The organism is Streptomyces atriruber, assembly GCF_001418325.1.
Classification (GTDB): Bacteria; Actinomycetota; Actinomycetes; order Streptomycetales; family Streptomycetaceae; genus Streptomyces; species Streptomyces atriruber.
In genome coordinates this window covers 53,905-79,182 of record NZ_LIPN01000096.1, presented here as the reverse complement: position 1 = coordinate 79,182, position 25,278 = coordinate 53,905, and the positions used below count along the sequence as shown (strand labels likewise).

The 25,278-nt window shown below is 70.7% G+C and carries 22 protein-coding genes and 3 pseudogenes; 10 read left to right on the top strand and 15 right to left on the bottom strand.

All coding sequences use genetic code 11. The features are described 5' to 3' along the window. Positions 1 to 9: 9 nt before the first annotated feature. On the bottom strand, positions 10 to 1,047 hold the full coding sequence (locus tag AOK03_RS11460; protein WP_157868921.1) for a glucokinase: 1,038 nt from the start codon (positions 1,045 to 1,047) through the stop codon (positions 10 to 12). Between the two features lie 108 nt (positions 1,048 to 1,155). Between AOK03_RS11460 and AOK03_RS42515 the strand changes: the two genes are divergently transcribed. Then, positions 1,156 to 1,512 carry an effector-associated constant component EACC1 gene (locus AOK03_RS42515; RefSeq protein ID WP_055565089.1) on the top strand — a complete coding sequence of 119 codons (357 nt, stop codon included), beginning with the start codon at positions 1,156 to 1,158 and terminating at the stop codon, positions 1,510 to 1,512. Between the two features lie 18 nt (positions 1,513 to 1,530). On the opposite strand, the gene AOK03_RS11450 is transcribed toward AOK03_RS42515, so the two are convergent. From AOK03_RS11450 to AOK03_RS11420, 7 genes and pseudogenes are all read right to left on the bottom strand, one after another. After that, positions 1,531 to 2,214: a response regulator gene (locus tag AOK03_RS11450; protein WP_055565088.1), complete on the bottom strand. Its 684-nt coding sequence runs from the start codon at positions 2,212 to 2,214 to the stop codon at positions 1,531 to 1,533. Between the two features lie 37 nt (positions 2,215 to 2,251). Beyond that, positions 2,252 to 2,920: a potassium-transporting ATPase subunit C gene (locus tag AOK03_RS11445; protein ID WP_055565087.1), complete on the bottom strand. Its 669-nt coding sequence runs from the start codon at positions 2,918 to 2,920 to the stop codon at positions 2,252 to 2,254. Between the two features lie 7 nt (positions 2,921 to 2,927). Then, entirely contained in the window at positions 2,928 to 5,081 is a 2,154-nt protein-coding gene (gene kdpB / locus AOK03_RS11440; RefSeq protein WP_055565086.1) for a potassium-transporting ATPase subunit KdpB, read from the bottom strand. Further along, positions 5,078 to 6,742: a potassium-transporting ATPase subunit KdpA gene (gene kdpA, locus AOK03_RS11435; protein ID WP_055565085.1), complete on the bottom strand. Its 1,665-nt coding sequence runs from the start codon at positions 6,740 to 6,742 to the stop codon at positions 5,078 to 5,080. Before kdpA ends, kdpB begins: the two co-directional genes overlap by 4 nt. A gap of 8 nt (positions 6,743 to 6,750) precedes the next feature. Continuing rightward, positions 6,751 to 6,840: a K(+)-transporting ATPase subunit F gene (kdpF, locus tag AOK03_RS11430; protein ID WP_033264828.1), complete on the bottom strand. Its 90-nt coding sequence runs from the start codon at positions 6,838 to 6,840 to the stop codon at positions 6,751 to 6,753. A gap of 360 nt (positions 6,841 to 7,200) precedes the next feature. Beyond that, positions 7,201 to 7,435 (bottom strand): annotated as a pseudogene (locus AOK03_RS43945) (VOC family protein); the annotation flags it as partial. A gap of 3 nt (positions 7,436 to 7,438) precedes the next feature. Next, on the bottom strand, positions 7,439 to 7,864 hold the full coding sequence (locus tag AOK03_RS11420; protein WP_055565083.1) for a cupin domain-containing protein: 426 nt from the start codon (positions 7,862 to 7,864) through the stop codon (positions 7,439 to 7,441). Positions 7,865 to 7,915: 51 nt separating this feature from the next. On the opposite strand from AOK03_RS11420, the pseudogene AOK03_RS11415 reads away from it, so the two are divergent. Continuing rightward, positions 7,916 to 8,983 (top strand): annotated as a pseudogene (locus AOK03_RS11415) (GlxA family transcriptional regulator). A 73-nt stretch (positions 8,984 to 9,056) separates the two neighbouring features. Next, on the top strand, positions 9,057 to 10,622 hold the full coding sequence (locus AOK03_RS11410) for an acetolactate synthase large subunit (protein WP_055565082.1): 1,566 nt from the start codon (positions 9,057 to 9,059) through the stop codon (positions 10,620 to 10,622). Positions 10,623 to 10,653: 31 nt separating this feature from the next. On the opposite strand, the gene AOK03_RS11405 is transcribed toward AOK03_RS11410, so the two are convergent. After that, a complete protein-coding gene (locus tag AOK03_RS11405) occupies positions 10,654 to 12,081 on the bottom strand; it encodes a hypothetical protein (RefSeq protein WP_244177572.1) in 1,428 nt (475 codons plus the stop codon). Then, a complete protein-coding gene (locus tag AOK03_RS11400) occupies positions 12,068 to 14,956 on the bottom strand; it encodes a peroxidase family protein (RefSeq protein ID WP_055565081.1) in 2,889 nt (962 codons plus the stop codon). Before AOK03_RS11400 ends, AOK03_RS11405 begins: the two co-directional genes overlap by 14 nt. A gap of 401 nt (positions 14,957 to 15,357) precedes the next feature. Here AOK03_RS11400 and AOK03_RS11395 point away from each other — a divergent pair, with 401 nt between their 5' ends. From AOK03_RS11395 to AOK03_RS11380, 5 genes and pseudogenes are all read left to right on the top strand, one after another. Next, positions 15,358 to 16,638, top strand: coding sequence for a lipase family protein (locus AOK03_RS11395; protein WP_055565080.1), 1,281 nt, complete (start codon positions 15,358 to 15,360; stop codon positions 16,636 to 16,638). Positions 16,639 to 16,847: 209 nt separating this feature from the next. Continuing rightward, positions 16,848 to 17,048 (top strand): annotated as a pseudogene (locus AOK03_RS44990) (NF041680 family putative transposase); the annotation flags it as partial. Positions 17,049 to 17,371: 323 nt separating this feature from the next. Continuing rightward, positions 17,372 to 17,854, top strand: a complete 483-nt coding sequence (locus tag AOK03_RS11390; RefSeq protein ID WP_055565079.1) for a hypothetical protein — start codon at positions 17,372 to 17,374, stop codon at positions 17,852 to 17,854. 113 nt (positions 17,855 to 17,967) lie between these two features. After that, positions 17,968 to 18,309, top strand: coding sequence for a hypothetical protein (locus AOK03_RS11385; RefSeq protein ID WP_157868920.1), 342 nt, complete (start codon positions 17,968 to 17,970; stop codon positions 18,307 to 18,309). A 4-nt stretch (positions 18,310 to 18,313) separates the two neighbouring features. Then, complete coding sequence (locus tag AOK03_RS11380) at positions 18,314 to 18,673, top strand: GntR family transcriptional regulator (RefSeq protein ID WP_055565077.1); 360 nt, start codon at positions 18,314 to 18,316, stop codon at positions 18,671 to 18,673. 36 nt (positions 18,674 to 18,709) lie between these two features. Here AOK03_RS11380 and AOK03_RS11375 read toward each other — a convergent pair whose 3' ends face one another. The 5 genes from AOK03_RS11375 to AOK03_RS11355 form a co-directional block, all read right to left on the bottom strand. Next, complete coding sequence (locus AOK03_RS11375) at positions 18,710 to 19,669, bottom strand: sporulation-delaying protein SdpB family protein (protein ID WP_055565076.1); 960 nt, start codon at positions 19,667 to 19,669, stop codon at positions 18,710 to 18,712. A gap of 1 nt (position 19,670) precedes the next feature. Then, positions 19,671 to 20,186, bottom strand: coding sequence for an SdpA family antimicrobial peptide system protein (locus AOK03_RS11370; RefSeq protein ID WP_244177571.1), 516 nt, complete (start codon positions 20,184 to 20,186; stop codon positions 19,671 to 19,673). Between the two features lie 124 nt (positions 20,187 to 20,310). Continuing rightward, positions 20,311 to 20,946, bottom strand: coding sequence for a sporulation delaying protein family toxin (locus AOK03_RS42510; RefSeq protein ID WP_157868919.1), 636 nt, complete (start codon positions 20,944 to 20,946; stop codon positions 20,311 to 20,313). Positions 20,947 to 21,953: 1,007 nt separating this feature from the next. Beyond that, the gene (locus AOK03_RS11360; protein ID WP_055565073.1) at positions 21,954 to 22,361 is read right to left on the bottom strand and encodes a YchJ family protein; all 408 of its coding nucleotides are present in this window, start codon (positions 22,359 to 22,361) and stop codon (positions 21,954 to 21,956) included. A 52-nt stretch (positions 22,362 to 22,413) separates the two neighbouring features. Next, the gene (locus AOK03_RS11355) at positions 22,414 to 23,115 is read right to left on the bottom strand and encodes a FadR/GntR family transcriptional regulator (RefSeq protein WP_055565072.1); all 702 of its coding nucleotides are present in this window, start codon (positions 23,113 to 23,115) and stop codon (positions 22,414 to 22,416) included. A 138-nt stretch (positions 23,116 to 23,253) separates the two neighbouring features. Here AOK03_RS11355 and AOK03_RS11350 point away from each other — a divergent pair, with 138 nt between their 5' ends. Together AOK03_RS11350 and AOK03_RS11345 are read left to right on the top strand one after the other, a co-directional pair. Then, a complete protein-coding gene (locus tag AOK03_RS11350) occupies positions 23,254 to 23,769 on the top strand; it encodes a gluconokinase (RefSeq protein WP_055565071.1) in 516 nt (171 codons plus the stop codon). 105 nt (positions 23,770 to 23,874) lie between these two features. Further along, on the top strand, positions 23,875 to 25,272 hold the full coding sequence (locus AOK03_RS11345) for a GntP family permease (RefSeq protein WP_055565070.1): 1,398 nt from the start codon (positions 23,875 to 23,877) through the stop codon (positions 25,270 to 25,272). The last annotated feature ends 6 nt before the right edge of the window (positions 25,273 to 25,278 follow it).

Genomic DNA, 25,278 nt, shown 5'->3' with positions numbered 1-25,278 from the left:
CGGGCGCCCTCAGTCGGCCTGCTGCCCCTCCCGCAGGGCGTCCCGCGTCGCCAGCCGGTAGGCGCCCCGCACGCCCACCAGCGGGTCGAGGGCGAGGCGCACCGGGACCTCCGCGAGCAGGTCGTGGTGGCAGGCTCCCGGGCTGACGAAGCGGTCCAGGAACTCCGTCTCCCCGCACAGGAACTCCGCGACTCCGGGCGCCTGCAGCACTCCGCTCGTCAGGGTGACGACGCCGCCCGCGGGCAGGCACACCAGGACCACGCCGCGCAGATACTGGCCGAAGAGGGCGGCGAACAGCCGGACCACCTCACGGGCGCGGGCGTCGCCCGCCAGCGCCGCCGCGGTGATCAACGGCGCGACGGCCGAGCCGGTCCTGCGCGCCTCGGCCACCCGGTCGTGCAGTTCGGGGGCGGGCGGCGCGGCGTGACACACGTAGTCGTACATCCGGTCGAAGCCGCGGAGGCCGCCGATGGACTCCTCGACGGTGACGACCCCTTCGAGCCCTCCGCTCCCGGACCTCAGGAAGGCGAGGTACCCCGCCTCGAACTCGTCCACCGGCTGCCAGGCGACGTGTCCCGACTCGGAGGTGCGCACCACCCCGTGCCCGTCCAGCAGGGCGCTGCCCACACCGCTGCCCACGGAGACCGCGAGGAGTTCGTCCGCGCGGAAGGCGGCGTCGTGGTGGGTGAGCGGGCGCACCTCGTCCGGTCCGAGGTCCGCCATGCCGTGCGCGGTGGCGGTCATGTCGTTGACGACGCTGAGCCGGATGCCGTGCTCGGCCGCGAACGCGGCGCTCTCGAACACCGGCCAGTGCGGAAGGTTCGTCATCTGCACGGCGCCGTGCGCGGGGACGCGCCCGGCGACGGCGAGCACCACGGTCTCGGGGCGCAGGCCCGCCTGGTCCAGGCAGGAGGTCAACAGGGCCCCCAGCGACGGGTGGTCGGCGGTCCGCACCTTCAGCTCGGTGCAGTCCGGCTCTCCGGCCCGGCCGCCGCGCAGCCGGGAATTGGTACCACCCACGTCGAACGCGGCCACCGCTGTACGCACTGCCTCACCACTTCGCTCCGGGTCGGTCCAATTCCCCCCCGTACGGACCGAGTTGTCGTGGGGCACAGTATGACGAGACGTCCGTGCGGACGTGGGACGGATGCGGTGATGTCCATACAGATCAAGGTCAGTGGTCCGGCAGGCTCCGACCCGGCTCTGGTGCGGGACCTGCACTCCTGGCTGCAGCGGGAGGACGACCTGCGCGGCCGGGTCCGGCTGCGCGGCGAGGCCCCCGGGCCGGGGCAGATGGGGGCCGTGTCGGAGCTGGTCCTCACCACGGTCAGCAGTGGCACGGTCGCCGCGCTGGTCGCCTCCGCGCAGCTCTGGATCAAGCAGCGCCGCGCGAACCTCTCCATCGTCGTGCGGCACCCCGACGGCAAGGAGGTGGAGATCGACGCGGAGCAGATCGCGGGGGCCGAAGAGTTCATCCGAACGGTACTGCGGGACTCCGACCCGGCCCCCTGACGCCCGCCCCGTGCGGGGTCAGCCCTCGAAGCGGTAGCCCATCCCCGGCTCGGTGATGAGGTGCCGTGGACGGGAGGGGTCCGTTTCGAGTTTGCGGCGGAGCTGGGCCATGTAGACCCGGAGGTAGTTGGTCTTGGTGCCGTGGGACGGGCCCCACACGTCGAGGAGCAGCTGCCGCTGGGGAATGAGGCGTCCCGGGTGGCGGATGAGGATTTCCAGGAGCTGCCACTCCGTGGGGGTCAGGCGTACGTCGCGGCCGCCGCGGGTGACCTTCTTGGCGACCAGGTCGACGGTGAAGCCGTCGGTGGTGACCACCGCGGTCTCCCGGGCGACCGCGACGGGTTCGGTGCGGCGGACGGCGGCCCGCAGCCGGGCGAGGAGTTCGTTCATGCCGAACGGCTTGGTGATGTAGTCGTCGGCGCCCGCGTCGAGCGCCACGACCTTCTCCTCGGAGGCCCGCCGGGCGGTGAGGACCAGGACCGGCGCGCGCGTCCGGCCCCGCAGGCGCTTGAGCACCTCGATGCCGTCCATGTCGGGCAGTCCCAGGTCGAGGATGACGACGTCCGGCTGCCGGGCCTCCGTCAGGCGCAGCGCGGTGCTTCCGTCGGGGGCCGCGTCGACCCCGTACTTGCGCGCCCTGAGGTTGATCACGAGAGCCCTCACGAGCTGCACGTCGTCCTCCACCACCAGCACCCGGGTCATCGGTGTGCCGCCTTCTTCCTTTGTGGATGCGGGCCCGTCAGCCCTTGTCGGTCAGTTCCTTCAGGGCGATGTTGAGCTGCAGGACGTTGACGCGCGGCTCGCCGATGAAGCCGAGGGCGCGTCCGTCGGTGTGCTCGTCGACCAGTTCCTGGACCCGCTCCGCGTCCAGGTGGTTCTCGGCGGCGACGCGGTGGACCTGGAGGTCGGCGTAGTCCGGGGAGATGTGCGGGTCGAGGCCGGAGCCGGAGGAGGTGACCGCGTCGGCGGGCACGTCGGAGGGGCTGACCTTGTGGTCGGCGGTCGAGTTGTCCTTGACGACGGCCGCCTTGGCGTCCTTCACCTGCTGGATGAGGTCCTTGTTGGCGCCGGAGAGGTTGGTGGCGCCGGACAGCAGCAGCTTGTACTGCGTGTTGACGCTGTTCTCGCCGAGGCCGTTGGAGGGGCGGGGCTGGAACCACTTGAGGTCCGGCTCGGCCGTCTCCTGGCCCTTCTTCAGCGGCAGGTCGTAGCGCTGGCCGATGAGTTCGGAGCCGACGACCTTGCCGTCCGCCTTCACTTCGGAGCCGTTGGCCTTGTCGTTGAACAGGGCCTGGGCGACGCCGGTCACCGCGAGCGGGTAGAGGACGCCGCAGATCACGGTGAGGACGAGCAGGGCGCGCAGGCCCGCGCCGATCAACCGGGCGGTGTTTCCTACGGAGTTGTTCATGACAGCGTCACCCAATGCCGGGGATGAGGGAGATGAGTACGTCGATGACCTTGATGCCGATGAACGGGGCGACGAGTCCGCCCAGGCCGTAGATGCCGAGGTTGCGCCGCAGCATCCGGTCGGCGCTCATCGGCCGGTACCGCACCCCCTTCAGGGCGAGCGGCACGAGCGCGACGATGATCAGCGCGTTGAAGACGACCGCGGACAGGATCGCGGACTCCGGCGACGACAGGTTCATGATGTTGAGCTTGTCGAGGCTCGGGTAGGCCACCGCGAACATGGCGGGAATGATCGCGAAGTACTTCGCGACGTCGTTGGCGATCGAGAAGGTCGTCAACGCGCCTCGGGTGATGAGGAGTTGCTTGCCGATCTCGACGATCTCGATGAGCTTGGTCGGGTTGGAGTCCAGGTCCACCATGTTCCCGGCCTCCTTGGCGGCCGAGGTGCCGGTGTTCATGGCCACGCCGACGTCGGCCTGGGCGAGCGCGGGCGCGTCGTTGGTGCCGTCACCCGTCATCGCGACGAGCTTGCCGCCCGCCTGCTCGCGCTTGATCAGCGCCATCTTGTCCTCGGGCGTGGCCTCGGCGAGGAAGTCGTCCACGCCCGCCTCGTCCGCGATGGCCTTGGCGGTCAGCGGGTTGTCGCCCGTGATCATGACGGTCTTGATGCCCATGCGGCGCAGTTCGTCGAACCGCTCGCGCATGCCCTCCTTGACGACGTCCTTGAGGTGGATCACCCCGAGGACCCGGGCCCCGTCAGCGTCCTCAAGAGCCACAAGCAGCGGCGTGCCACCAGCCTGTGAAATCCGGTCGTTGAGTTCCTGCGCATCCTCGGCGACCTCGCCACCACGTTCCTTGACCCAGGCGATGACCGAACCGGTCGCGCCCTTGCGCACCTTGCGTCCGTCGACGTCCACACCGGACATACGGGTCTGCGCGGTGAAGGGCACCCAGTCGGCGCCGGTCAGTTCGCCCTGGTGGCGCTCGCGCAGGCCGTACTTCTCCTTGGCGAGTACGACGACGGAACGGCCCTCGGGCGTCTCGTCGGCCAGCGAGGAGAGCTGGGCGGCGTCCGCGACCTCTGCCTCGGTGGTGCCGCGCACCGGCACGAACTCGGCGGCCTGGCGGTTGCCGAGAGTGATGGTGCCGGTCTTGTCGAGCAGCAGGGTCGACACGTCGCCCGCGGCCTCGACGGCCCGGCCCGACATGGCGAGGACGTTGCGCTGGACCAGGCGGTCCATGCCCGCGATGCCGATCGCGGAGAGCAGGGCACCGATGGTGGTGGGGATCAGGCAGACGAGCAGCGCCGTCAGGACGATCATCGAGGTCTGGTCGTCGGCCCCGGCGTAGATCGCGAAGGGCTTGAGGGTGACGACGGCCAGCAGGAAGACGATGGTGAGGGACGCCAGGAGGATGTTCAGGGCGATCTCGTTGGGCGTCTTCTGCCGAGCGGCGCCCTCGACCAGGTTGATCATGCGGTCGATGAACGTCTCGCCGGGCTTCGTCGTGATCTTGATGACGATGCGGTCGGAGAGGACCTTCGTACCGCCCGTGACGGCGGAGCGGTCGCCGCCGGACTCGCGGATGACGGGAGCCGACTCGCCGGTGATCGCGGACTCGTCGACGGACGCCACGCCCTCGACGACGTCACCGTCGCCGGGGATGATGTCGCCCGCCTCGCAGACGACCAGGTCGCCGATGCGCAGCTCGGTACCGGCCACGGACTCCTCGGTGGATCCGGACAGGCGGCGCGCGACCGTGTCGGTCTTGGCCTTGCGCAGGGTGTCCGCCTGCGCCTTGCCGCGGCCCTCGGCGACGGCCTCCGCGAGGTTGGCGAAGACCGTGGTCAGCCAGAGCCAGGCGGTGATCGCCCAGCCGAACCAGTCCCCCGGGTCCTTGACGGCGAGCACGGTGGTGACCACCGAGCCGATCAGGACCACGAACATGACCGGCGACTTGACCATCACGCGCGGGTTCAGTTTGCGGAAGGCGTCCGGCAGCGACTTCAGGAGCTGGGCCGGGTCGAAGAGGCCCGCGCCGACCTTGCCCGCGTCGGAGGACTTGTGGCCGCTCGGGACGTCCTGGTGCGGGGCGCGTTCCGCGGTGGCGAGCGCCCCTTCGTTCCGGTCGTCGGCCTGGTGCTTCTCGGTGTGTGTGCTCATGACGCCAGCCCCTCGGCAAGCGGTCCCAGCGCGAGCGCGGGGAAGTAGGTCAGACCGGTGATGATCATGATGGTGCCGACAAGGAGGCCGGTGAAGAGCGGCTTTTCGGTGCGCAGGGTGCCCGCGGTCGCGGGGACCGGCTGCTGCTCGGCCAGCGATCCGGCGAGCGCGAGGACGAACACCATCGGCAGGAAGCGGCCGAGCAGCATCGCGAGACCGATCGTGCTGTTGAACCACTGCGTGTCGGCGCTCAGGCCCGCGAAGGCCGAGCCGTTGTTGTTGGCCCCGGAGGTGTAGGCGTAGAGGACCTCGGAGAAGCCGTGCGCGCCGGGGTTCGCCATGGAGTTGCCCGGGGTGGGCAGGGCCATCGCGACGGCCGTGAAGCCGAGGACGAGCGCCGGGGTGACGAGGATGTAGCAGGCGGCCAGCTTGATCTCGCGGGTGCCGATCTTCTTGCCCAGGTACTCCGGGGTGCGGCCGACCATCAGACCGGCGATGAACACGGCGATGATCGCCATGATCAGCATGCCGTACAGGCCCGACCCGGTACCGCCGGGAGCGATCTCGCCGAGCTGCATGCCCAGCATCTGGATGCCGCCGCCGAAGCCGGTGTAGGACGAGTGGAAGGAGTTCACCGCGCCGGTGGAGGTGAGCGTGGTGGCCACGGAGAAGATCGACGATCCGGCGATCCCGAACCGGGTCTCCTTGCCCTCCATCGCCCCGCCTGCCAGGTCGAGGGCCGGGGCGCCGTGGTGGAACTCGGTCCACATCATCAGCGCGGTGAAGCCGAGCCAGATCGTCGCCATCGTGGCGAGGATCGCGTAGCCCTGCCTGACCGAGCCGACCATCCTGCCGAAGGTCCGCGTCAGGGCGAACGGGATGAGCAGGATCAGGAAGACCTCGAAGAGGTTGGAGAGGCCGTTGGGGTTCTCGAAGGGGTGCGCGGAGTTGGCGTTGAAGTAGCCGCCGCCGTTCGTGCCGAGCTCCTTGATGACCTCCTGGGAGGCCACGGCTCCGCCGTTCCACTCCTGCTTGCCGCCCATGAACTGGCCGACCTCGTGGATGCCGGAGAAGTTCTGCAGGGCGCCGCAGGCGACCAGGACGATCGCGCCGATCACGGAGATCGGGATCAGGATGCGGACGACACCACGCACGAGGTCGGCCCAGAAGTTGCCGAGCTCACCGGTGCGGGAGCGGGCGAAGCCGCGGACCAGGGCCACGGCGACGGCGATGCCGACGGCCGCCGACACGAAGTTCTGCACGGCCAGGCCGCCGGTCTGCACGACGTGGCCCATGGCCTGTTCGCCGGAGTACGACTGCCAGTTGGTGTTCGCCACGAACGACGCGGCGGTGTTGAACGCCTGATCCGGGTCGATGGACCTGAAGCCCAGCGAGCCGGGCAGCGAGCCCTGGAGCCGCTGCAGCAGGTAGAGGAAGAGGACGCCGGCGGCGGAGAAGGCGAGGACTCCGCGCAGGTAGGCGGGCCAGCGCATCTCCGTGTCGGGGTTGGCGCCGATGGCCTTGTAGATCCACTTCTCGGCACGGAGGTGCTTCTTCGAGCCGTAGACGCGGGCCATGTAGTCGCCGAGCGGACGGTATGCGAGTGCGAGCGCGGCCACCAGGGCGAGCAGCTGGAGCACACCGGCAAGGACGGGGCTCATATCCGTACTCAGAACCTCTCCGGGAAGACGAGGGCGAGGACGAGATAGCCCAGGAGTGCGACGGCCACGACGAGGCCGACGATGTTCTCGGCGGTCACAGCTTGGTCACCCCCTTGGCGACGAGGGCCACCAGCGCGAAGACCGCGATCGTGGTGACGACGAAGGCCACGTCGGCCATCGTGAGCTCCTGTAGGAAGTGGACGGTGCAGTACTTGCTCGGACGGTTAGAGGTAACCGCCGTTTTCGCCGTCCACGACCTTCGTTGACGTCCTCCATACGGCACTTTCAGCCGTCTTGACGGCTCTCATACGGAGGGTGCCGGTGCGTGACCGCCCGGGGGCGGACCGCTACTCCCGCGGCTCCGCAAGGCGCGCCAGGGCGTCGCGTGCGGCCTCCCGCTCCGCGCCGGTGAGCCGGAGCCGGGCGGCGCGCCAAGGGGACCTTCGCGCGGGCCCTGCAGGGACGGGGCGCAGCGACTGGTCCTCGCTGATCCGCGGTCCGACGCGGATGCTGGTGCCACCGGGGTCGGTCATCAGGAACTGCCGCGTGCCGTACGACATGTGCCTCCACGTCGTCCGTGACGACGTAGCGCGCGGAGTACGACTCCTGGGGGTCGTACTCCTTCATTCCGAAGAACTGCGGCTCGATCGGGCCGCGTTCGACGACGGCGTACGGATACGGACTTGAACACAAGCGTCACGCGTGCAGCGGGTGACCCGTCGTCACGTCCACGTGGGCCGGGATCTCCTCGTGGCGGTCGCCGACCGTCGGGGTGCCGGTGGGCTCGAAGAGGAGGATGCGGGCGCCCCGCGGGGCGTACGGCCGGTGCTCGGTGCCGCGCGGGACCGTGCACAGCGAGCCCTGCGGGAGCGTGACCCGGCGCTCCCCCGCCGGCTCGCGCAGATCGATGTGCAGCTCGCCGCCGAGCACCAGGAAGAACTCGTCGGTGTCGTCGTGGACGTGCCAGACGTGCCAGACCTGCTCGCCCTCGACCTTGGCGACGCGTACGTCGTAGTCGTTGACGGAGGCGACGATGCGGGGGCTCCACAGGGCGTCGAAGCAGGCGAAGGCCTGGTCGAGGGCGATGGGGGCAGTGCTGACGGCGCTGGGGTCACTGGTCATGGGGTGATCCTGCGACGTGCCGCGCCCCGCCACGAGTGCTGGAAATCGCGCATGCCGCAAGGATCCTCTCAGGCCCCGGTACCGGGCCCGGCCCGTCCGCACCGCGTCGTCGTCGACGAGAACTCCAACCCCTTCGAACTCGGCTGCGCCACCGTGGCGTTCGAGCTGCGCGGGCCGGACCTGGGGCGCGCACTCTACGAGTTCGCGCTCTGCTCGCCCGCGCCCGGCACCCCGATGCGGACGGCTTCTTCGCGCTCACCAGTGTGGCCGGACTCGACGCGGCCGACACCGCGGACACCGTGATCGTGCCCAACCGGCCGGACACCGACGTGCCGCGACGGCCCGCCGTCTCGGACGCCGTCCGCCGGGCCTACGCGCGCGGCGCCCGCCCGGTGGGCTTCTGCAGCGGGGCCTTCACGCTCGCCGAGGCCGGGGTGCTCGACGGGCGGCGGGCCGCCGCGCACTGGCAGTGGGCCGACTTCTTCCGGGAGCGGTTTCCGGCCGTGCAGCTCGAACCGGACGTGCTCTTCGTCGACGACGGCGGCATCCTCACCGCGGCGGGCGGCACGGCCGCCCTCGACCTGGGCCTGCACATCGTGCGCAAGGACTTCGACGCCGAGGTCGCCAACTCCGTGAGCAGGCGGCTCGTCTTCGCCGCCCACCGGGACGGCGGACAGCGGCAGTTCGTCGAACGGCCCGTTCGCACCGTGCCGGACGAGTCCCTCGCACCGGTACTCGCCTGGGCACAGGGGCAGCTCGGCGACTCCGTCACGGTGGCCGGCCTCGCGGCCCGCGCCGGGGTCAGCCCCGCCACCCCGCACCGCCGTTTCCGCGCCCAGCTCGGCATCCCCCGCTGGCCGGGCTCACCAGGATCGGGGTCTCCCCTGCTCATTAAGAGCTTGGGGAAGCGTGGCCCTGGCCTGCCGACTCATCGAACGCGGCGAGGAGCGCCTCGACATGGTCGCGCACCGCAGCGGCCTGGGCACCGCGGCCAATCTGCGGGCCAGGCTGCGCCGCGAGACGGGGCTCAGCCCGTCCGACTACCGGCGCAGGTTCGGCCCCGGCGCGCCCGCGCCGGCTGGCCGGATCCCGGCTGCCGCCACGGCCCGGACCCCGTGAAGACTGGCCTCCCCCACGCGCCGGGCGCCGTCGCCCACCGCGCGCCCTCGCCACCGAGCAGAGGCGGACCGCCATGCCGACCGGAGCGCAGATCCTGATCAACGGCCTCGTGGACGGAGGCGTCCGCGCGTGCTTCGCCAACCCCGGCACCTCCGAGATGCACTTCGTGGCCGCCCTGGACGAGACGCCCGGACTGCGGCCCGTGCTCTGCCTCTTCGAAGGCGTCGCCACCGGCGCCGCCGACGGCTACGGACGCATGACGGGCCGCCCCGCGTGCACGCTCCTGCACCTCGGCCCCGGCCTCGCGGGCGGCCTGCCCAACCTGCACAACGCACGGCGGGCCGCGACCCCCGTCGTCAACGTCGTCGGCGACCACGCCCTGCACCACAAGCGGCTCGACGCGCCCCTGGAGTCCGACATCGGGGCGCTCGCCCGCACCGTGTCGGCCTGGACGCGGCGCACGTACTACGCGACCGAGCTCGCCGGTGACGTGGCCGCCGCCGTCACCGCGGCGACCGGGCCGCCCGGCGCCGTCGCCACGCTGGTCGTGCCCGCCGACGTGTCGTGGTCGGATGCGGGCGATCCGCCGCCCTCCGCGCGGCCCGCCCCGGCGCGGCACGGCTTGGTCTCCGTGGACGCCGTGACGGGCGCGGCCGGGGCGCTGCGGTCCGGCGGAGGCACGGCCCTGCTGCTCGGCGGGGAGGCCGCACGCGGCGCCGGTCTTGCGGCCGCGGGGCGGATCGCCGCGGCCACCGGCGCGAAGCTGCTGTGCGAGACCTTTCCCGCCCGCATGGAGCGGGGCGCGGGCCGCCCCGCCGTCGAGCGGCTCGCCTATCTGGCGTCGGGCGCGCTGCGTCAACTGGAGGGCGTACGGCACCTGGTGCTCGCCGGAGCCGCGTCACCGGTCACGTTCTTCGCCTACCCCGGGCAGGGCGGCGCGCTGGTGCCGCAGGGGTGCGCGGTGCACACGCTCGCGGCCGGGGCGGAGGACGTGACGGCGGCGCTCGAAGGGCTCGCGGAGGTGGTCGGGCCCGCCGCGAACCGCGTACGGGAAGAGGCGGCGGCCCGGCCCGCGCTGCCCAGCGGCGAGCTGACCGCCGAGTCGGCGGCCGCGGTGGTCGGGGCGCTGCTGCCGGAGGGCGCCGTCGTCGTCGACGAGGCCAACACGTCGGGGCTGTGGCTGCCGGGCGCGACCGCGGGTGCGCCGCCGCACGACTGGCTGACGCTGACCGGCGGGGCCATGGGGCAGGGGCTGCCGCTCTCGGTGGGCGCGGGGGTGGCCTGCCCCGACCGGCCGGTGCTCGCCCTGGTCGGGGACGGGGCCTCGATGTACACGCTGCAGGCGCTGTGGACGCAGGCGCGGGAGGGGCTCGACGTCACGACCGTCGTCTTCGCCAACCGGTCGTACGCGATCCTCAATCTGGAGCTGGGAGCGGTCGGGGCGGGCGCGGGCGGGGTGCGGGCCCGTCGGCTCCTCGACCTCTCGGGACCGTCCCTCGACTTCGTCGCGCTGGCGAACGGGATGGGGGTGCCCGCCGAACGGGCGGCCACCGCCGAGGAGTTCGCGGCGCTCCTGAAGCGTGGGCTCGCGGAGCCGGGGCCCTTCCTCATCGACTGTGTGGTGCCGCCGCTGGCGTGACCCCGGCGCGAGGCAGGAACCGGCGGGGGGATCAGGTGTCCCACGTCTCCTCATGGTGACGGTGCGCGTCCGTCAGTCCGTCGGCGAAGAACTTGTCGTAGTAGTCGTTCTCCACGTGGTGGACCTGGAGCCAGACGCCGGGGACGTGGATCGCGTCCGTGTGCGCGGGGAAGCGGCGGTGCGTCCGCAGGATGTACGTGCAGATGTCCCGCGCACAGGCGACCACCCGGTCCTCGTACTCGCTCGCCTCCGCCAGGTACCGCGGCCCGTAGTCCTCCTTGTAGATGTGGGCGAAGACGTCCTTGTCGCCGTACGTGCCGCCGGGGCCGAACTTGGCGCGGATCACCGCGTCGACCGCCGCCGCCATCGTGCGGTGCGCCGGCGGGCACGCCGCCTCGATGAGGGGCTCGCCCCCGGGCGACCTCAGCCCGACCGGGTGGGAGCGCAGGTTCGCGTGCCTGGGCAGCGGGACGTGCCAGCGCCACACGTCCGGCAGGCGCCAGCGCGGGGTGACGAAGGTGAAGCCGAGCATCCGGCCGTAGGCGCGGGAGAACTTCGGGTCGCCCAGGGCTATCTGCGGGTTGATGGAGGCGTGGATCCACGCGCCGAGGCCCATCGCCTCGGCGGTCAGCATCAGGTTCTGCAGGAGCAGGTCCGCCTCGATCTGGGTGCGCATCGGGCCGAGCGCGCCCAGCGGCAGCTTCAGATCGCCGTTGAGGAAGCCGTTGCGGACCCACTTCTTCACCCCCGCCGGGCGGTAGAAGTTGCGGTCGTCGACCAGGGTCGGGCGGGCCTCGTCCGGCTGGGTGAGCAGATACATCAGGGCGTTGATGTACTGGTGGGAGAGGTCGACCACCGGGAACAGGACCGTCGTTCCCGGCAGGTTGGACAGGAAGCGGTTGGAGTCCAGGTAGGCCGGGAAGTCGCGCATGCCCTCGGCGACGTCCAGGCGGTGGTCGAGGACACGGACCTTCGCCCGACGCGCCCGCTCCACCAGACTGGTCGCGTCGAGGGGGGTGGAGGGGGCCGGGGGCAGTCTGCGCAGGAAGTACGTGCCCGAGTCGTTGATCAGGAAGAAGTGCGTGCCCTGCGCGTTGTCGGGGCTGCCCGCGGTGCGGCCCGCCATGGTCATGTTGGGCTTGGCCATGATGGGTGTGCCGTCGCGCGGGTCGTCGAAGGGACGGTCCGGCATGGTGAGGCCGGTGCAGCCGGTGAGCGCGATCAGCACCGCCTCCTCCAGCTCGGACAGAGGCCGCGGTTCGTGCGGCGACCGGTAGCTCATCGAGCCCGCCGGGACGGCGGCGCCGCGGCTCACCCGGTGGGTGCGGCGGCGCCAGACCGTCTCCAGGAGGGGCCGGGCGAACAGGTCCCCGAGGCCCGGATGGCCGGGCCCGTGCTCCCCCGGGCGGCCGGGGGCACGCTCGCCCTGCCCGCCGGGCCCGCCCTCAGCCGCCGACACGTCCGCCCTCGTCCCCGCCGCCCGTCTGCTGCACCTGCCGCCACGGCGCGAACGCGCTGGCCCCGCGCGGCAGCATGCCCGCGAGCTCCGGGCAGTGCCGCAGCAGCACGGAGTTCATGCCGCCCTTCTGGACCCAGTCGATGCCGAGCGGGGTGTAGATCTCGGGGCGGAAGTCGACGGTCAGGAAGCGGTCGCTCTGCAGCCGCCGGGTGGCCATCAGGATGAAGATGCGGAACGCCGTGTCGCTGAAGCCGAAGCCGTGCGGCGGGTTCTCGGCGAACAGGCCGACCACCGTGTCGATCTCGTCGACCGAGCGGTAGACGTCCTTGAGGCGGGCGACGGTCTCGGGGTCCTGCGACAGGTCCTCGAAACGGCGGATGCGCTGCTTGTGCAGGCCCTCGCGGAAGTCGTTGTAGCGGGGCACGCCGCGCCTGCGGGTGCGGACGAGGTCGACCACGGACAGGTCGATGATCTCGCCCTCGCGCTCGAACTGCTGCAGCGCGCGCGGGAAGTTGTGCAGGGTGATCGCGCCCGGGTGGGCGATGCCGAAGGAGTACAGCGTGTCGGCGAGGCCCGTCTTGCGGATGGCCGCCTCGGCGGCGCCGCCCTGGACGTCGCGGAAGCCGAGGGTCTCCAGCCGCTGCCCGAAGTGGTGCTCGCGCATCTCGAAGTCGTCGGGGATCAGCGGGTGCATGCGGTAGACGGTGACGAAGTCCTCCGTCAGGGAGTACGGCGCCCCGTGGTGGTCCGGCAGCGTCGCCGGGATGCCCGTCAGCGAGTGGGACTCGAACAGCCACAGACCGAGCTTGTTGAGCCAACTGTTGGGCGGGCCCTCCCAGTTGGTGTGCAGCCCGATGTCGATGGCCTCGGTGGCGAGGATCGCCGGGGTCCACTCCACCGTGTGGATCTTCGCGATGAGGGCGGAGACGACGAGACGCGCCGTGTGGTAGATGCTCTCCTCGCTCATCGACGGGTACGCGTGGCGCAGCGCGCCGCAGACCGCGTTGTGCTCGCGGGCGAAGAGGGTGTGCATGGCACTGAGCCCCATCCACCAGCTCTCGGCGAACCCGGTCAGCGGGATGCCGTTCTGCCCGAGGGGCAGATGGCCCTCCTCCAGGCGCAGTTCGGCGCGGCCGTCGGGCTCGCGCAGGAACCTCGCGGTGTGTTCGTTCTCGCCGTACACCTCGGAGCCGTCCCACCAGTGCGAGGCGGTGTTGGCGAAGAGGATGGGCGGCTGGTCGCCGGGGAGTTCGACGCCTTCGTTGTCGGCGAAGCGCATCACGCGCTCGGCCGGTCCACCGGGGGTGTTGAACCAGGTCGCGCCGGGCGGCAGCGGCACCTCGACGGCCTTGCCGCCGGGCTTGTGGCGGCGGTGGTTGACCCAGTCGTGGACCTGGAACTGGATCCAGGCCGCGGCGAGGACGTTGAGCGAGGTCGCGGGCAGGAAGGTGTCGCGGTGCAGCAGCGTGCGGCTGACGGTGACCGGGTTCGGGACGTCGAAGAGGTCGGGCCGGTAGACCGGCTTGAGGTTGCGCCCGAAAGCGGCGCCCACGGCCCCCATGGAGGGCTTGGACAGGTCGTTGTACGTCCCGTCGTAGGAGCGGGCGGTGCGCAGCTGTTCGTCGACGGGGGCGGGCACGGGCACGGTCCTCGGCGGCGCCTCGGGCACGTCGGTGTCGATGAGGTTGAGGCGGCGCAGCGCCTTGCGCAGGAAGACGAGGTTGAGCAGGCCCAGCTCCACCGGCAGCTTGTGCCAGGGCACATAGCGGTTCAGGAGCCGGAAGGCGGCGCCGACGGGCGCCCCGAGCACCCTGTTGCGCAGCGGTTCCCCGGTGACGAAGCGCAGGCCGCCCCGGTGTGCCGCGCTCGCCTCGTACGCGGCCTTGCGGGCGCGGTTGAGGTTGCCGAGCGGGCGGAACTCGTCCGTGGTGAACCACGGGTTGAAGCCGAGCACTTCGACGCGTCCGCCGACGGCGCGCGCCTCCGCCGTGTCGAGGTCCTGGCGCGGCACGGTGAGGGTCGCCACGGGCACCGCGGGGGCGACGGACTCCAGCCACTCCACGGAGCCGTCCTCGACGGGGGTGCGCCGCTCGTCGACGTACCGCTGCAGGCACAGGTCGAAGGCGACGTCCTGCCGGGCGAGCCGGGTCTCCAGCTCGCGGCGCAGGTACTGCGGGTCGCGGCGCTCGGGGTCGGACCCGGCGGTGGTGCCGCCCTGACCGGACGGGCGCAGCAGATAGCGGACCGGTCCCGCCTCGCCCCACAGGATGGCGCTCCGGCTCCAGTACGTCTCTCCGGCGAGGCTGTTCACGGTGTGCCGGGCGGCGGCCTGGACGTTGCGGCGCATCCGGGTGGCGGTGGCCATGCCGACGGCGAGCGGCAGCTTCACGAAGAGCCCGACCGCCTTCTGGAGCGTGGTCGTGGCCCCCGCCATGGCCTTGGCGAACGCGACGAACTCGCGGGCGTCGCGGGCGTGCGAGACGGGGTGGTTGGTGGCGAGCAGGTCGTGGCTCTCCTCGGCGGACACGGTCACGCGCACGGCGGCGCCGCGCAGGTCGGGCGCGCCGTCGGCCTGCCGGATGCCGCTCGCGTTGGAGAGCCGCACGGTCGCCCGGTATTCGGCACCGGGCTGCGCGAAGCCGCTGCGCAGGGTGTCGGGCAGGTCGTCGTGGAAGCGCAGGCGGGCGTTCTCCACGCCGAGGGCCGCCTTGGCGTGGAGGGCGCGCTCGGGGGTGGCCCCGTGGACCGCGGTCCGGTTCTTCTCCTGGACCTTCATCAGTTCCTTGGCCAGGCGCTCGAAGAGGCGTCGCTCCGCTTCCGGGCTGCCGCCCATGTAGCGCTCGTAACTCTGCTGGTGCTGTCCGGTGTCGGCCATCGGGCGCCTCTTCCTTCGCACGGCTGGGTTGCGCGGGACTGCGTACGGACAGGGGGCAGGCAGACGCTACTGGCGGCACCGGTCGGCCGCAGCGAGGGTTCCCGCCTATGTGCGCGGCCGTCCCGACACCTCGAACGGGCGCGCGGGCCAGGACGTTTGGGCCCGTCGAGGGCCTGTCCACGGGTGCGCCGTGCCGTGCCGTGCGGCCGGTTCGCACCCCGTGTGAATCCCCGCTCCCCACCAGCCCCACGTGCGCGGCGTGCGCGGTGGCCGGGTCCCGTCGGGTGGCCGCCGCGCGGGGGCCTTGGAGTTGACGGTGCGCCGGGCCGGTGGTGTGCTCGCAAGTCCGGTGCAGCCACCGCCCGTCGCGGGGGCGGCCACCGCTCGTCGTAGGGGACGCCATGCGGGACGACTTCGCCAGGGGCCCGAGCTTCGCCGAGCTGCGCCCGCTCAAGGACCCCACCGAGGTCCACGGGCCCGGCCGGCCCGGGTTCCCCGTCCACGAGAACCTGGTGGACCTGCTGGCCGCGGAGAAGGGCCCGCCACCGGCCGAGGGCCCGGTCCCGCACACCATGGCGACCTGCTCGGCGTACGCGTACGCCGGGGCAGGACGGGTCGGTGATCCGGGGACCGTCGCGATGATCATGTCCAGGCTCGGTCTGGAGGAGAACCGCTGCCGGGTCTTCGAGCAGCGGGTCGATGCCATGTACATCGCCTCGGCCGCCTATCTGGTCCAGGACAAGGACCGCCGCGTGGTGATCCTCTGCTACCGCGGCACCCAGCCCGAGGACATCATCAGCATCCTCACCGACGCGGACGTGCGCCCCGAGACGCTCTCCGTGGAGCTGGCGGGCACGCGCCACCAGGTCCACGCGGGCTTCTACCGCAACATGCGCGCCACCCGTCACCTCATCATGCAGGCCTTGGAGCGGGCGGCGCGCGGCGAGTCCGTCGACCCGACGGAGAAGGGCGTGCGCGGCGACGGCATGGAGGCGCTGTACATCACCGGGCACAGCCTGGGCGGGGCGATGGCCGCGCTGATGGGCGTCGTCCTGACCCACGAGCCGCGCTACCGGGTCGTGGCCGAACGCCTGCGGGCCGTCTACACCTTCGGCCAGCCGCTGCTCGGCGGCCCCGAGTTCGCCGCGGCCTGTGCGCGGGCGACCGACGAGCGGGGCGAGCACGTCCTGCGCGACCGGCTGCTGCGCTACATCTTCGACCGCGACGTCGTGCCCGCGCTGCCGCCCCGGCCCGTCGGGCCGTACGCCCCCTTCGGCCGCGAGTTCCACTACCGCAGGCCGCGCGGGGTGACGGAGGGCGCGCTCGCCTTCGCGGCGGAGACGGCGATCGACGCGGTCTCGCTGCCGGGCGACCTGCTCCGCGGGCAGCTGCGCCGCAACGCGGGGCGCAGGGCGCGGGCCGCGGGCCGCTCGCTGACCGCGCTCGCGCGGGGGCCGAGGGAGGGCGGCTGGGCCGAGGTGCACGATCCCGGCCTGCACTATCCGCAGATGGACAGCCTCGCGGGGCTCGCGGTGGTGGCGCCGCTCGCGTTCTTCGCGGCGCGGCTCGCGCTCACGCGGACGATCCCGTTCACGTACTCCTTCGAGGACCACGGTCCGGGCCACTACGTCAACGCGCTGGCTCCGCCCGGGGTCCTGAGCGAGTTCGGGGACGTGCGGTGAGGGGCGGCGCCCGCTGAGAGCCTGTTTTCAAACTGCGGTGGCTTCGAAGGCGATGAAGGAAAGACATCCATCATCCGATGGGAAATGCAGGCGCAAGGCCTGTCGGAGGAGCCCGTGCGCATCCGCGCCGCCGCCACCCGTGCCACACTCACCGTCCTGCTCGCGCCTGCCAGCGCCCATGCCGCGCGCGCCGACGACATCCGGCCGGCGCCACCGACGCGAAAGTCGACCGGTGCTGGCAGTCGTTCCTGCGTCGCTTCGACATCGAGCACACGTTTCGCCTCTTCAAGCAGACGCCGAGGTGGACCAAGCCCCGGCTTCGCAACTCGGAAGCGCCGACCCAAGGGACCTGGCTGGTGATCGCCGCCTATGCCCATCTCCGGCTCGCCCGCCCACTGGCCACCGACCTCTAGTCGACTACCACAGCCAGACCGGCTTGTTGATCCCGCCGCTGGGCAGCTTCTCCACGATCAGGCGGACGACGGTGCCCTCGATGAGAGGCCTGCTCGGTGCAACCAGGTTGCGGCATCGCCAGAGACGAACTCGCCGCCGTGCTTGGACGGAGCGGCAGGACTGAGTGCGCGGGCGGGCGAAGCTCAAGGCGTACGTCGAACGGGTGTGGATCAGCGAGATCGACGCCGCGCTGCTGCGTAGGGGCGAGCTTGGGCGCGCCAACCCATCAAGCCATTGTTATAGTAGTACTGTAACAATAGTTCTTGAAGTTGGAGAGCTCATGACCTCCCAGGCCAAAGAGACGCGTCCCGGAATCTCCGATCGCAGTCGGATCGTCTTAGGTGCTGCCCCGTGGATCGCCGCCGCCGTGGCACAGCTGGCCGTCTACGCGGCTGTTCGCGGTCGACTGCCGGACGAGGTGGTCTCTCACGTGGGCTTCTCCGGGCCCGACGGCTTCATGTCGCCCCTCAAGCTGGTCGCCATCACCATCGCCGTGTACTTGGCCGAGGCAGCCCTGTTCGGATACTTGCTGACCGGCCGCCGCCAGACGGGCGGGCAATATCGACTCGTTGCTGCCTGCGGGTGGGGCGCCGCTCTGGGCGAGGGCTACTTCCTCACCGCCTCCTTCGCCGCCAACGCCGGGCTGTCCGACCCACGCGACCTCGACTTCTCCATGGCGCTGCACGGGGGGATCGCCATCGCTATCTGCCTGGCGGGCGGCGCTCTCGGGGCAGCGCTGGCATGGAAGGCGGACCAGGGATGACGCCGCACACCCCTCGCAGGGCGGCCTGGAGCCGGAACGCGGGGCCTGCCTGGTGCGCACCGGTCGGAGTGCTCCTGGTCGCCGCAAGCGGCGGTCTCGCCTACGTCACATCGGTGAGCTGGTGGCTGCTCTTTACGGCGTTCATTGGCCTGCTTCTCGTGCTGTTCGGCAGTACGAGGGTTACCGTCGACGCGGGCGGTGTCACCGTCTCTTCAGGTCGGCTGCCGATCCGGCGCTTCCGCTCGGATCAGATCGTCGCCGCGCGCTCCGGCTACGCCCGCCTCGCCGACCTGGGGGGCTTCGGCTATCGCGTGATGCCCGGCCGGCACTCCGTATCCTTGCGGCCGGGCGATGCCCTGTGGCTGGTGCTGAGCAGTGGGCGAGAGTTTGTCGTGACAGTAGACGATGCCGGGACTGCCGCACGTCTGATCACGGACCTCTCTGAAGGGCATTGACGCCATGCTGGTGGAGATCGATACAAGCTCCACGCAACCGCTGTCGGAACAGGTTGCCGCGGCCGTGCGGCGCGCCATGCTCGCCGGCTCGCTGCGCGTGGGTGACCGGTTGCCGGCTGCCAGGGATCTGGGCGGGGCATTGGGGATCAGCCTGCACACCGTGCTGCGGGGCTACCAGGCGCTCCAGGCCGAGGGGCTCATCGAGTTGCGGCGCGGCCGAGGGGCGGTCGTCGTCGCATGCGCTCCGCAGGACCGCGCCGCAGTCGTCGAACAAGCACGGCAGCTGGTGGCTGCCGCTCGGCGGATAGGCATCTCGGATACCGAAACGCTCGCGCTGGTCTCGACATGCATGGGCCGGGAGTAGATGCGGTAGATCCGGTGGGAGTCCGTCCTCTGCGTGTCAACTGGCGCTTCGTACCGGAGGTCGCGGCGTCGTGGGCTCGACAGGTTCGACTGGTTCGGCAGGGGCCTCAGCAGTCGGCTGCGCCCGGCGCCGGGCGATAGAGGCGCCGGACGGCAGGCAGAGCACCAGGATGCCGCCCGCCATCGCGAGGGCGAAGCTCCACAGGCCCATCATCAGCCCGATCGAGAAGTGGAACAGCAGCCCCGCCCACATCGCCGCATAGCGAACCCGCTGCGGCAACAGCGGGGCGATGGCGAGTGTGATCTCGATGAACAAGGGAAGCCACGTCATCAGGGCGACCCCCCATGGCGTCGACACGACAGGACGTACGATGGCGGCCAGCCAAGGGGGAGCGCCGAAGCTGAGGTTGGTGCTCCAGTACCACATGGCCGTTCCGTCGTACCACTCCTGGTGCGGCAGCTTGGCGACGCACGCGGTGAAGTAGACGACGCACATCTGCAGCCGCAGCATCAGCAGTCCCGAGGAGCCGATGAGAGCCCAGCCTCGGCGGGCCCGGGAGCCTTCGTCCGATGGCGGTGCCTGCCAGTGCCACCGGCGCGGGTCACCCAGGGCAGGCAGGATGAACAGCATCGACAGGATGAGCCCGATCTGGTCACCGCCGTCGCTGATGGCGATGCCCGCAAAGACGCTGTAATTGACATAGGCGTGCGGAACGGCGGTGAGGCGGGGGCGCCATCCGGAAGCGACGACCAGGAGCAGAAGGACGCACAGCCACTTCAGCCACAAAAGGCCGGCGTGGTCGTCCTTCGCGAGGCAGAACACGGAAGCTGAAGTGGCCCCCTCGCAGGTAGGAAAGTCACCGGCGAGGGCGACCGGGCGAAACAGGGTGTCGACGCTGGAGAATGCGAGGGTGCCCGCGGTGCCGAGGGCGACGAGGGTGCGTGCCAGGCCGTAGACGTTGCTCCACGGCAGGCGGACGAGGCGGTCGGCGGCCATGTCAGCACTCCACCTCCCAGACGGCAGCGCGCACCGGCGTGTGGGTGCCCGACAGCAGATCACGCCAAGCCCACGGAACCGGTTTCATCTCGACCATGGCCGAGCGCCCGCAGATGCTGGGCGACGGCGAACGGTTCTTCAATTTTCGCGCCGCAGATACCTTTTGAAGGCACTCGGCAGCGGAGGTGGCGTCACCGCAGGGATGCCAGACGATGCCCTTCTCATGCAGGAGCAGGGCTCCCTCTATTCCCTGAGAGCGAGAGGCACGGTCCAGGCCGAGAGCATTGGAGGCGCGAGCATGCGGTCCCAGCCGGATATCGCGCCACTCCTCGCCCTGCCGATGGAAAGGAACGAACTCGGAGCTCTTGGCGGACTTGGTGTAAAACGCCCAGCCCTGCGGTGCGACCACAAAGGCGACGTCGTACAACTTCTCCTGCCCCGGAAAGTGGAGTGCGTTCTTCGGTAGAAATATTTGGGCCAAGTAGAGGACGATCACAGCCCAGATGACGGCAGCCACGACGATCCAACTGCTCGCCACGCGGGTGCGACTAGCGCTATCAGTTACTCGTAGCGGTACGTGCTCGGCAAGTCTCATAAGCGATCTGCAAGCTGGGTGCAAAGAAGTGCTCGGCTGCTGTGGATCACGCAGCGGCGAGTCGGGTGATGTCGGCGACCTTTTGCTCCTTGGTGATGCCGTCCTCGTCGTCGTGCGCTGCCCTCGACATGTTGACGACGTTCTTCCACGCTTGCACATTGACTGCGACGGAAACATTCACAGCGCCGCCTACGTTCACGGCGACCAGCACGTTCACCGCGATCACAGCGCAGCGACCGGTACCCGTGCCCGCGTCCCCAGAGCTCTTGTCGGTGTCCTTCTTGTCCACCGTGACGTCGGCGAGCAGCTTGACGGCCTGGTCCATTCCGGACTCTACCTTGCGGGGATCGCCGGAGCGGACCTTTGTGGAGAAGGCACTGAAAAAGCCGGGCTCCTTCTCGGCGATCGCGTCGAGCACCTGGGCTACGGCGCGCCGTGCCTCGGAATTATTGTTCTTTCGGTAGGAATCTGGGGCACCGGAGTATGACCCAAGCTCGGTGAACTTCTTACCAAGGTCCCCCTGCAGGAAGATCAGTCCCGCGTAAAGATGGCGGCCGTCCTGATCAGTACCGACAGCCGGTCCCGACTTTTCGGCGGCGACCGGTGCGGTATTTACAGCAGGGGCGGCAGAAGCATTCGACGAGATCACCCCACCCACACCGATCGCGGTGACTGCGGTCATTGCGGCCAGGAAGCGCTTGGTTATCGTTTTCCGGGTAGACAAGATGCTCCTTCGGTGGCGGGCGGACATGCTGGACGGCAGTGATGAGCACGGTAGTTCACCAATATCCGGCACGCCAAGATTCTACGCAGAGACCCGACTCCTGCCTATGCCAGAATTTCCTATACAGGGATTGGGAAACCCTTTCACCGGCCCGCGCCAGGTGAATGCGCAGGGCTGTGAAGGCTTTGGAGGCACCTGTAGGAACTGCCGTCCTCGGCGACGTATGGGCCTGGCGTGGGCTGCGGCACCGGGGCCGGTAGGAGGACAGCGGGCGTCGGGAGTGACGCCCGGCCTAGAGGGTGACCGGGAGAAGGCGCATCGGAATCCGCGTATTCATCGGTGAAGGCGGCGACGGAGGCGCCGGCACGGGCAGCACCGGAATGTCACCAGCGGAACACCAGCCAGATCGCCTCTCGGCTCAACTCAGGTCGGCTCAACTCAGGCCGTAGGCCTGATGCCCTCGCCGCCCTGCCGATCACGACGTCCGCGGCCTGTCGCCCTTCCGGGCAGCGCACTCGGCTCCGGCCCGGCGCAGAAAGAGCGCGAGCCAGGAGAGCTGGAAGCACCCACCCCGAAGGCTTCAACCTCCGTGCAAAACAAAGGGTATTGAGGGTGCAGGCGAGGCGTTCGCCTGCGGCGTTTCCGCAACACCAAAGCGCGACGCCCGCCGCTTCCGGCAGGCCCGAACCCGGCACCGGTCGGAGCAGTACACCGCCGACCTCGCCCGCTCCACCCCCACCGTCCACGACCGCCCGCACACCGGACACACCGCCCGCTCGCCCCGCTGTATCGCAGCCACCCGCAACCGTGTCCGCCGCAACCTCCGCCACCGCCTCGACCTGCACCGACTTGAGCAGGACACCGCGGCCGCCGCCATCGTCACCGGCAACGGATCACCACACTCCCGGCAATACCGCCGGCCCTGGCCCGCTCCTGAAACGTAGGACAACTACTGAGGGTGCGGCCTACTCGATGAAGGTGCCGTCGACGTACACCCACGCGCCGTCGACGCGCTCGAACCGGCTCTGTTCGTGGAGGGCGTCCGGGCGGCCGCCGTCGGTGTACCGCGCGCGGAACGTCACCGTGCCGGTGGTGTGGAACGCGGAGCCCTCGGTGGTGTCCTCGATCTCCAGGCCGACCCAGCGCAGGGCCGGGTCGAACTCCACGCGGGGCGGCCGGGTCCTGCGATGCCAGGTGCGCAGCAGGTAGCCCTCGTCCCGCACGGCGAAGGCGCAGTAGCGGGAGCGCATCAGCTCTTCGGGGGTGGTCGCGGCGGCCTCGCCCCGGTGCAGCCTTCCGCAGCACTTCTCGTACGGGCGGGGGTGCCCGCAGGGGCAGTGCGTGGCGGCGGGGCGTGCGGCGCGTCGGGACATGGCGCCCATTCTCGCCGACCGCACGCCCCCGGTCGTACGGCGGGCCCCCGCGTCAGGGGGCGAGGATGTCCAGCTCCTCCAGGGCGCCCAGGGCGATCTCCCGCGTCAGGGCCTCCGCGCGGACCGCGTCGCCCTCCCTGACCGCCTCGGCGACCTGGACGTGCAGGGTGACGGCGGGCGGGTCGGGGTCCTCGAACATGACCTGGTGTGCGGTGCGTCCCGTCAGGACCTCCGCGACGACGTCACCGAGCCGGGCGAACATCTCGTTGCCGGAGGCGTTGAGGATGACCCGGTGGAAGGCGACGTCGTGCTTGAGGTAGCCCTCCAGCTGGTGTCCGCGGGAGTGGGCGACCATCCCGAGGGCGCACTCGGTGAGCTCCGCGCACTGGGCCGCCGTGGCGTACCGGGCCGCCAGTCCGGCGGCGACCGGCTCGACGGCGGACCGCAGGACGGTCAGGGAGCGCAGCTGCCTGGGACGGTCGGCGCCGGCCAGCCGCCACCGGATGACCTGCGGGTCGTAGACGTTCCACTCCTCGGCGGGCAGCACGGTGACGCCCACCCGGCGGCGGGACGCGACGAGGTGCATGGACTCCAGGACCCGCACGGCCTCCCGCATCACGGACCGGGACACCTCGAGGCGCTGGGCCAGCTCGTCCGTGCGCAACACGCTGCCCGGCGGATACTCGCCCGCGGTGATGGCGGGCCCGAGGCTTTCCAGTACGCGGGAGTGCAGCCCTCGGGCCTGTGCGGTCATGACGGAAGCCTACGAGGAGCGACGCGGGAACAATAAGTCAGACTTTTATGTCACAGGCTCTTGAATTCGTCAGACCTAATGGGTTTCAGTGGCGTGAACAACCGACCGATGTCGATGAGGACAGCGAGGCAGGACGCGATGCAGGAACGGCGCACCCCCCACGTCGTCGTGGTGATGGGCGTGGCAGGGACCGGCAAGACCACGATCGGGCCCCTGCTCGCGGACCGGCTCGGCGTCCCGTACGCCGAGGGCGACGACTTCCACCCGCCGGCGAACATCCGGAAGATGTCGTCCGGCACGCCCCTCACCGACGACGACCGGTGGCCCTGGCTCGACGCCATCGGGACCTGGGCCCACGGCCGGGCCGGGCTCGGCGGAGTGGTCAGCAGCTCCGCGCTGAAGCGCAGCTACCGCGACCGGCTGCGGGCGGCCGCTCCTGGCGTCGTCTTCGTCCACCTCACCGGTGACCGGGCTCTCATCGAGGACCGGATGTCTCACCGGCAGGGGCACTTCATGCCGACGGCGCTCCTCGACTCGCAGTTCGCCACGCTTCAGCCTCTCGGGGCGGATGAGACGGGCATCGGCGTCGATGTCGCCGGGACCCCCGAGGAGATTGCCGACCGGGCCGTCGAGGCGCTCGGCCGTCTCGGCTGACCGCTCCCGCCGGGAGTTCTTCGACTGCGGGCCCGCTGTGGCTGGTCGCGCAGCTCCCCGCGCCCCTTACGGGCGCACTCCGTACCCACGTACAAGGAAAGCACCGTGACCCATCTCAGCGTCGAGATGCTGGCAGCGGACCCCGTCGAGCCGATCACCTCGGCGGGCCATGCCCAGCTGGGGATCGCCGTCCTCGCGGGCATCGCCGTCATCGTCCTGCTCATCACCAAGTTCAAGCTGCACGCCTTCCTCGCGCTGACCGTCGGGTCGCTGGCGCTCGGCGCCTTCGCGGGCGCTCCCCTCGACAAGGCCATCGCCAGCTTCACGACCGGGCTCGGCTCGACGGTCGCGGGCGTCGGCGTGCTGATCGCGCTCGGCGCGATCCTCGGCAAGCTGCTCGCGGACTCCGGGGGCGCCGACCAGATCGTCGACACGATCCTCGCCAGGGCGGGCGGGCGCGCGATGCCGTGGGCGATGGTCCTCATCGCCTCCGTCATCGGCCTTCCGCTCTTCTTCGAGGTCGGCATCGTGCTGCTGATCCCGGTCGTCCTGATGGTCGCCAAGCGCGGCAACTACTCGCTGATGCGCATCGGCATCCCGGCGCTCGCCGGTCTGTCCGTGATGCACGGGCTCATCCCGCCGCACCCCGGACCGCTCGTCGCGATCGACGCGGTGAAGGCCAACCTCGGCGTCACGCTCGCGCTCGGCGTCCTGGTCGCCGTCCCGACGGTGATCATCGCGGGGCCGCTGTTCTCGAAGGTCGCGGCGCGCTGGGTGGACGTCCCCGCCCCCGAGAAGATGATCCCGCAGCGTCCCTCGGAGGACCTGGACAAGCGCCCCGGCTTCGGCGCGACGGTGGCCACCGTGCTGCTGCCCGTCGTCCTGATGCTGGCCAAGGCGCTGGTGGACATCGTGGTCGACGACCCCGAGGCCACCGTGCAGCGGGTCTTCGACGTCATCGGGTCGCCGCTGATCGCCCTGCTCGCCGCGGTGATCGTCGGCATGTTCACGCTGGGCCGCGCGGCCGGGTTCACCAAGGACCGGCTGTCGACGACCGTCGAGAAGTCGCTCGCCCCGATCGCGGGCGTGCTGATGATCGTGGGCGCGGGCGGCGGCTTCAAGCAGACGCTCATCGACGTCGGCGTGGGCCAGATGATCCTGGACTTCTCCAAGGACTGGTCGATCCCGGCGCTGCTGCTGGCCTGGCTGATCGCGGTGGCCATCCGGCTCGCGACGGGCTCCGCGACGGTCGCGACGATCTCGGCGGCGGGCCTGGTGGCACCTCTCGCGGCCGACATGTCGACCTCGCACACGGCGCTGCTGGTCCTCGCCATCGGCGCGGGCTCGCTGTTCTTCTCGCACGTCAACGACGCGGGATTCTGGCTGGTCAAGGAGTACTTCGGCCTGGACGTCGGCCAGACGATCAAGACCTGGTCCGTCATGGAGACGATCATCTCCGTGGTGGCGGGCGGCCTGGTGCTCCTGCTGTCCCTGATCATCTAGCTGCCC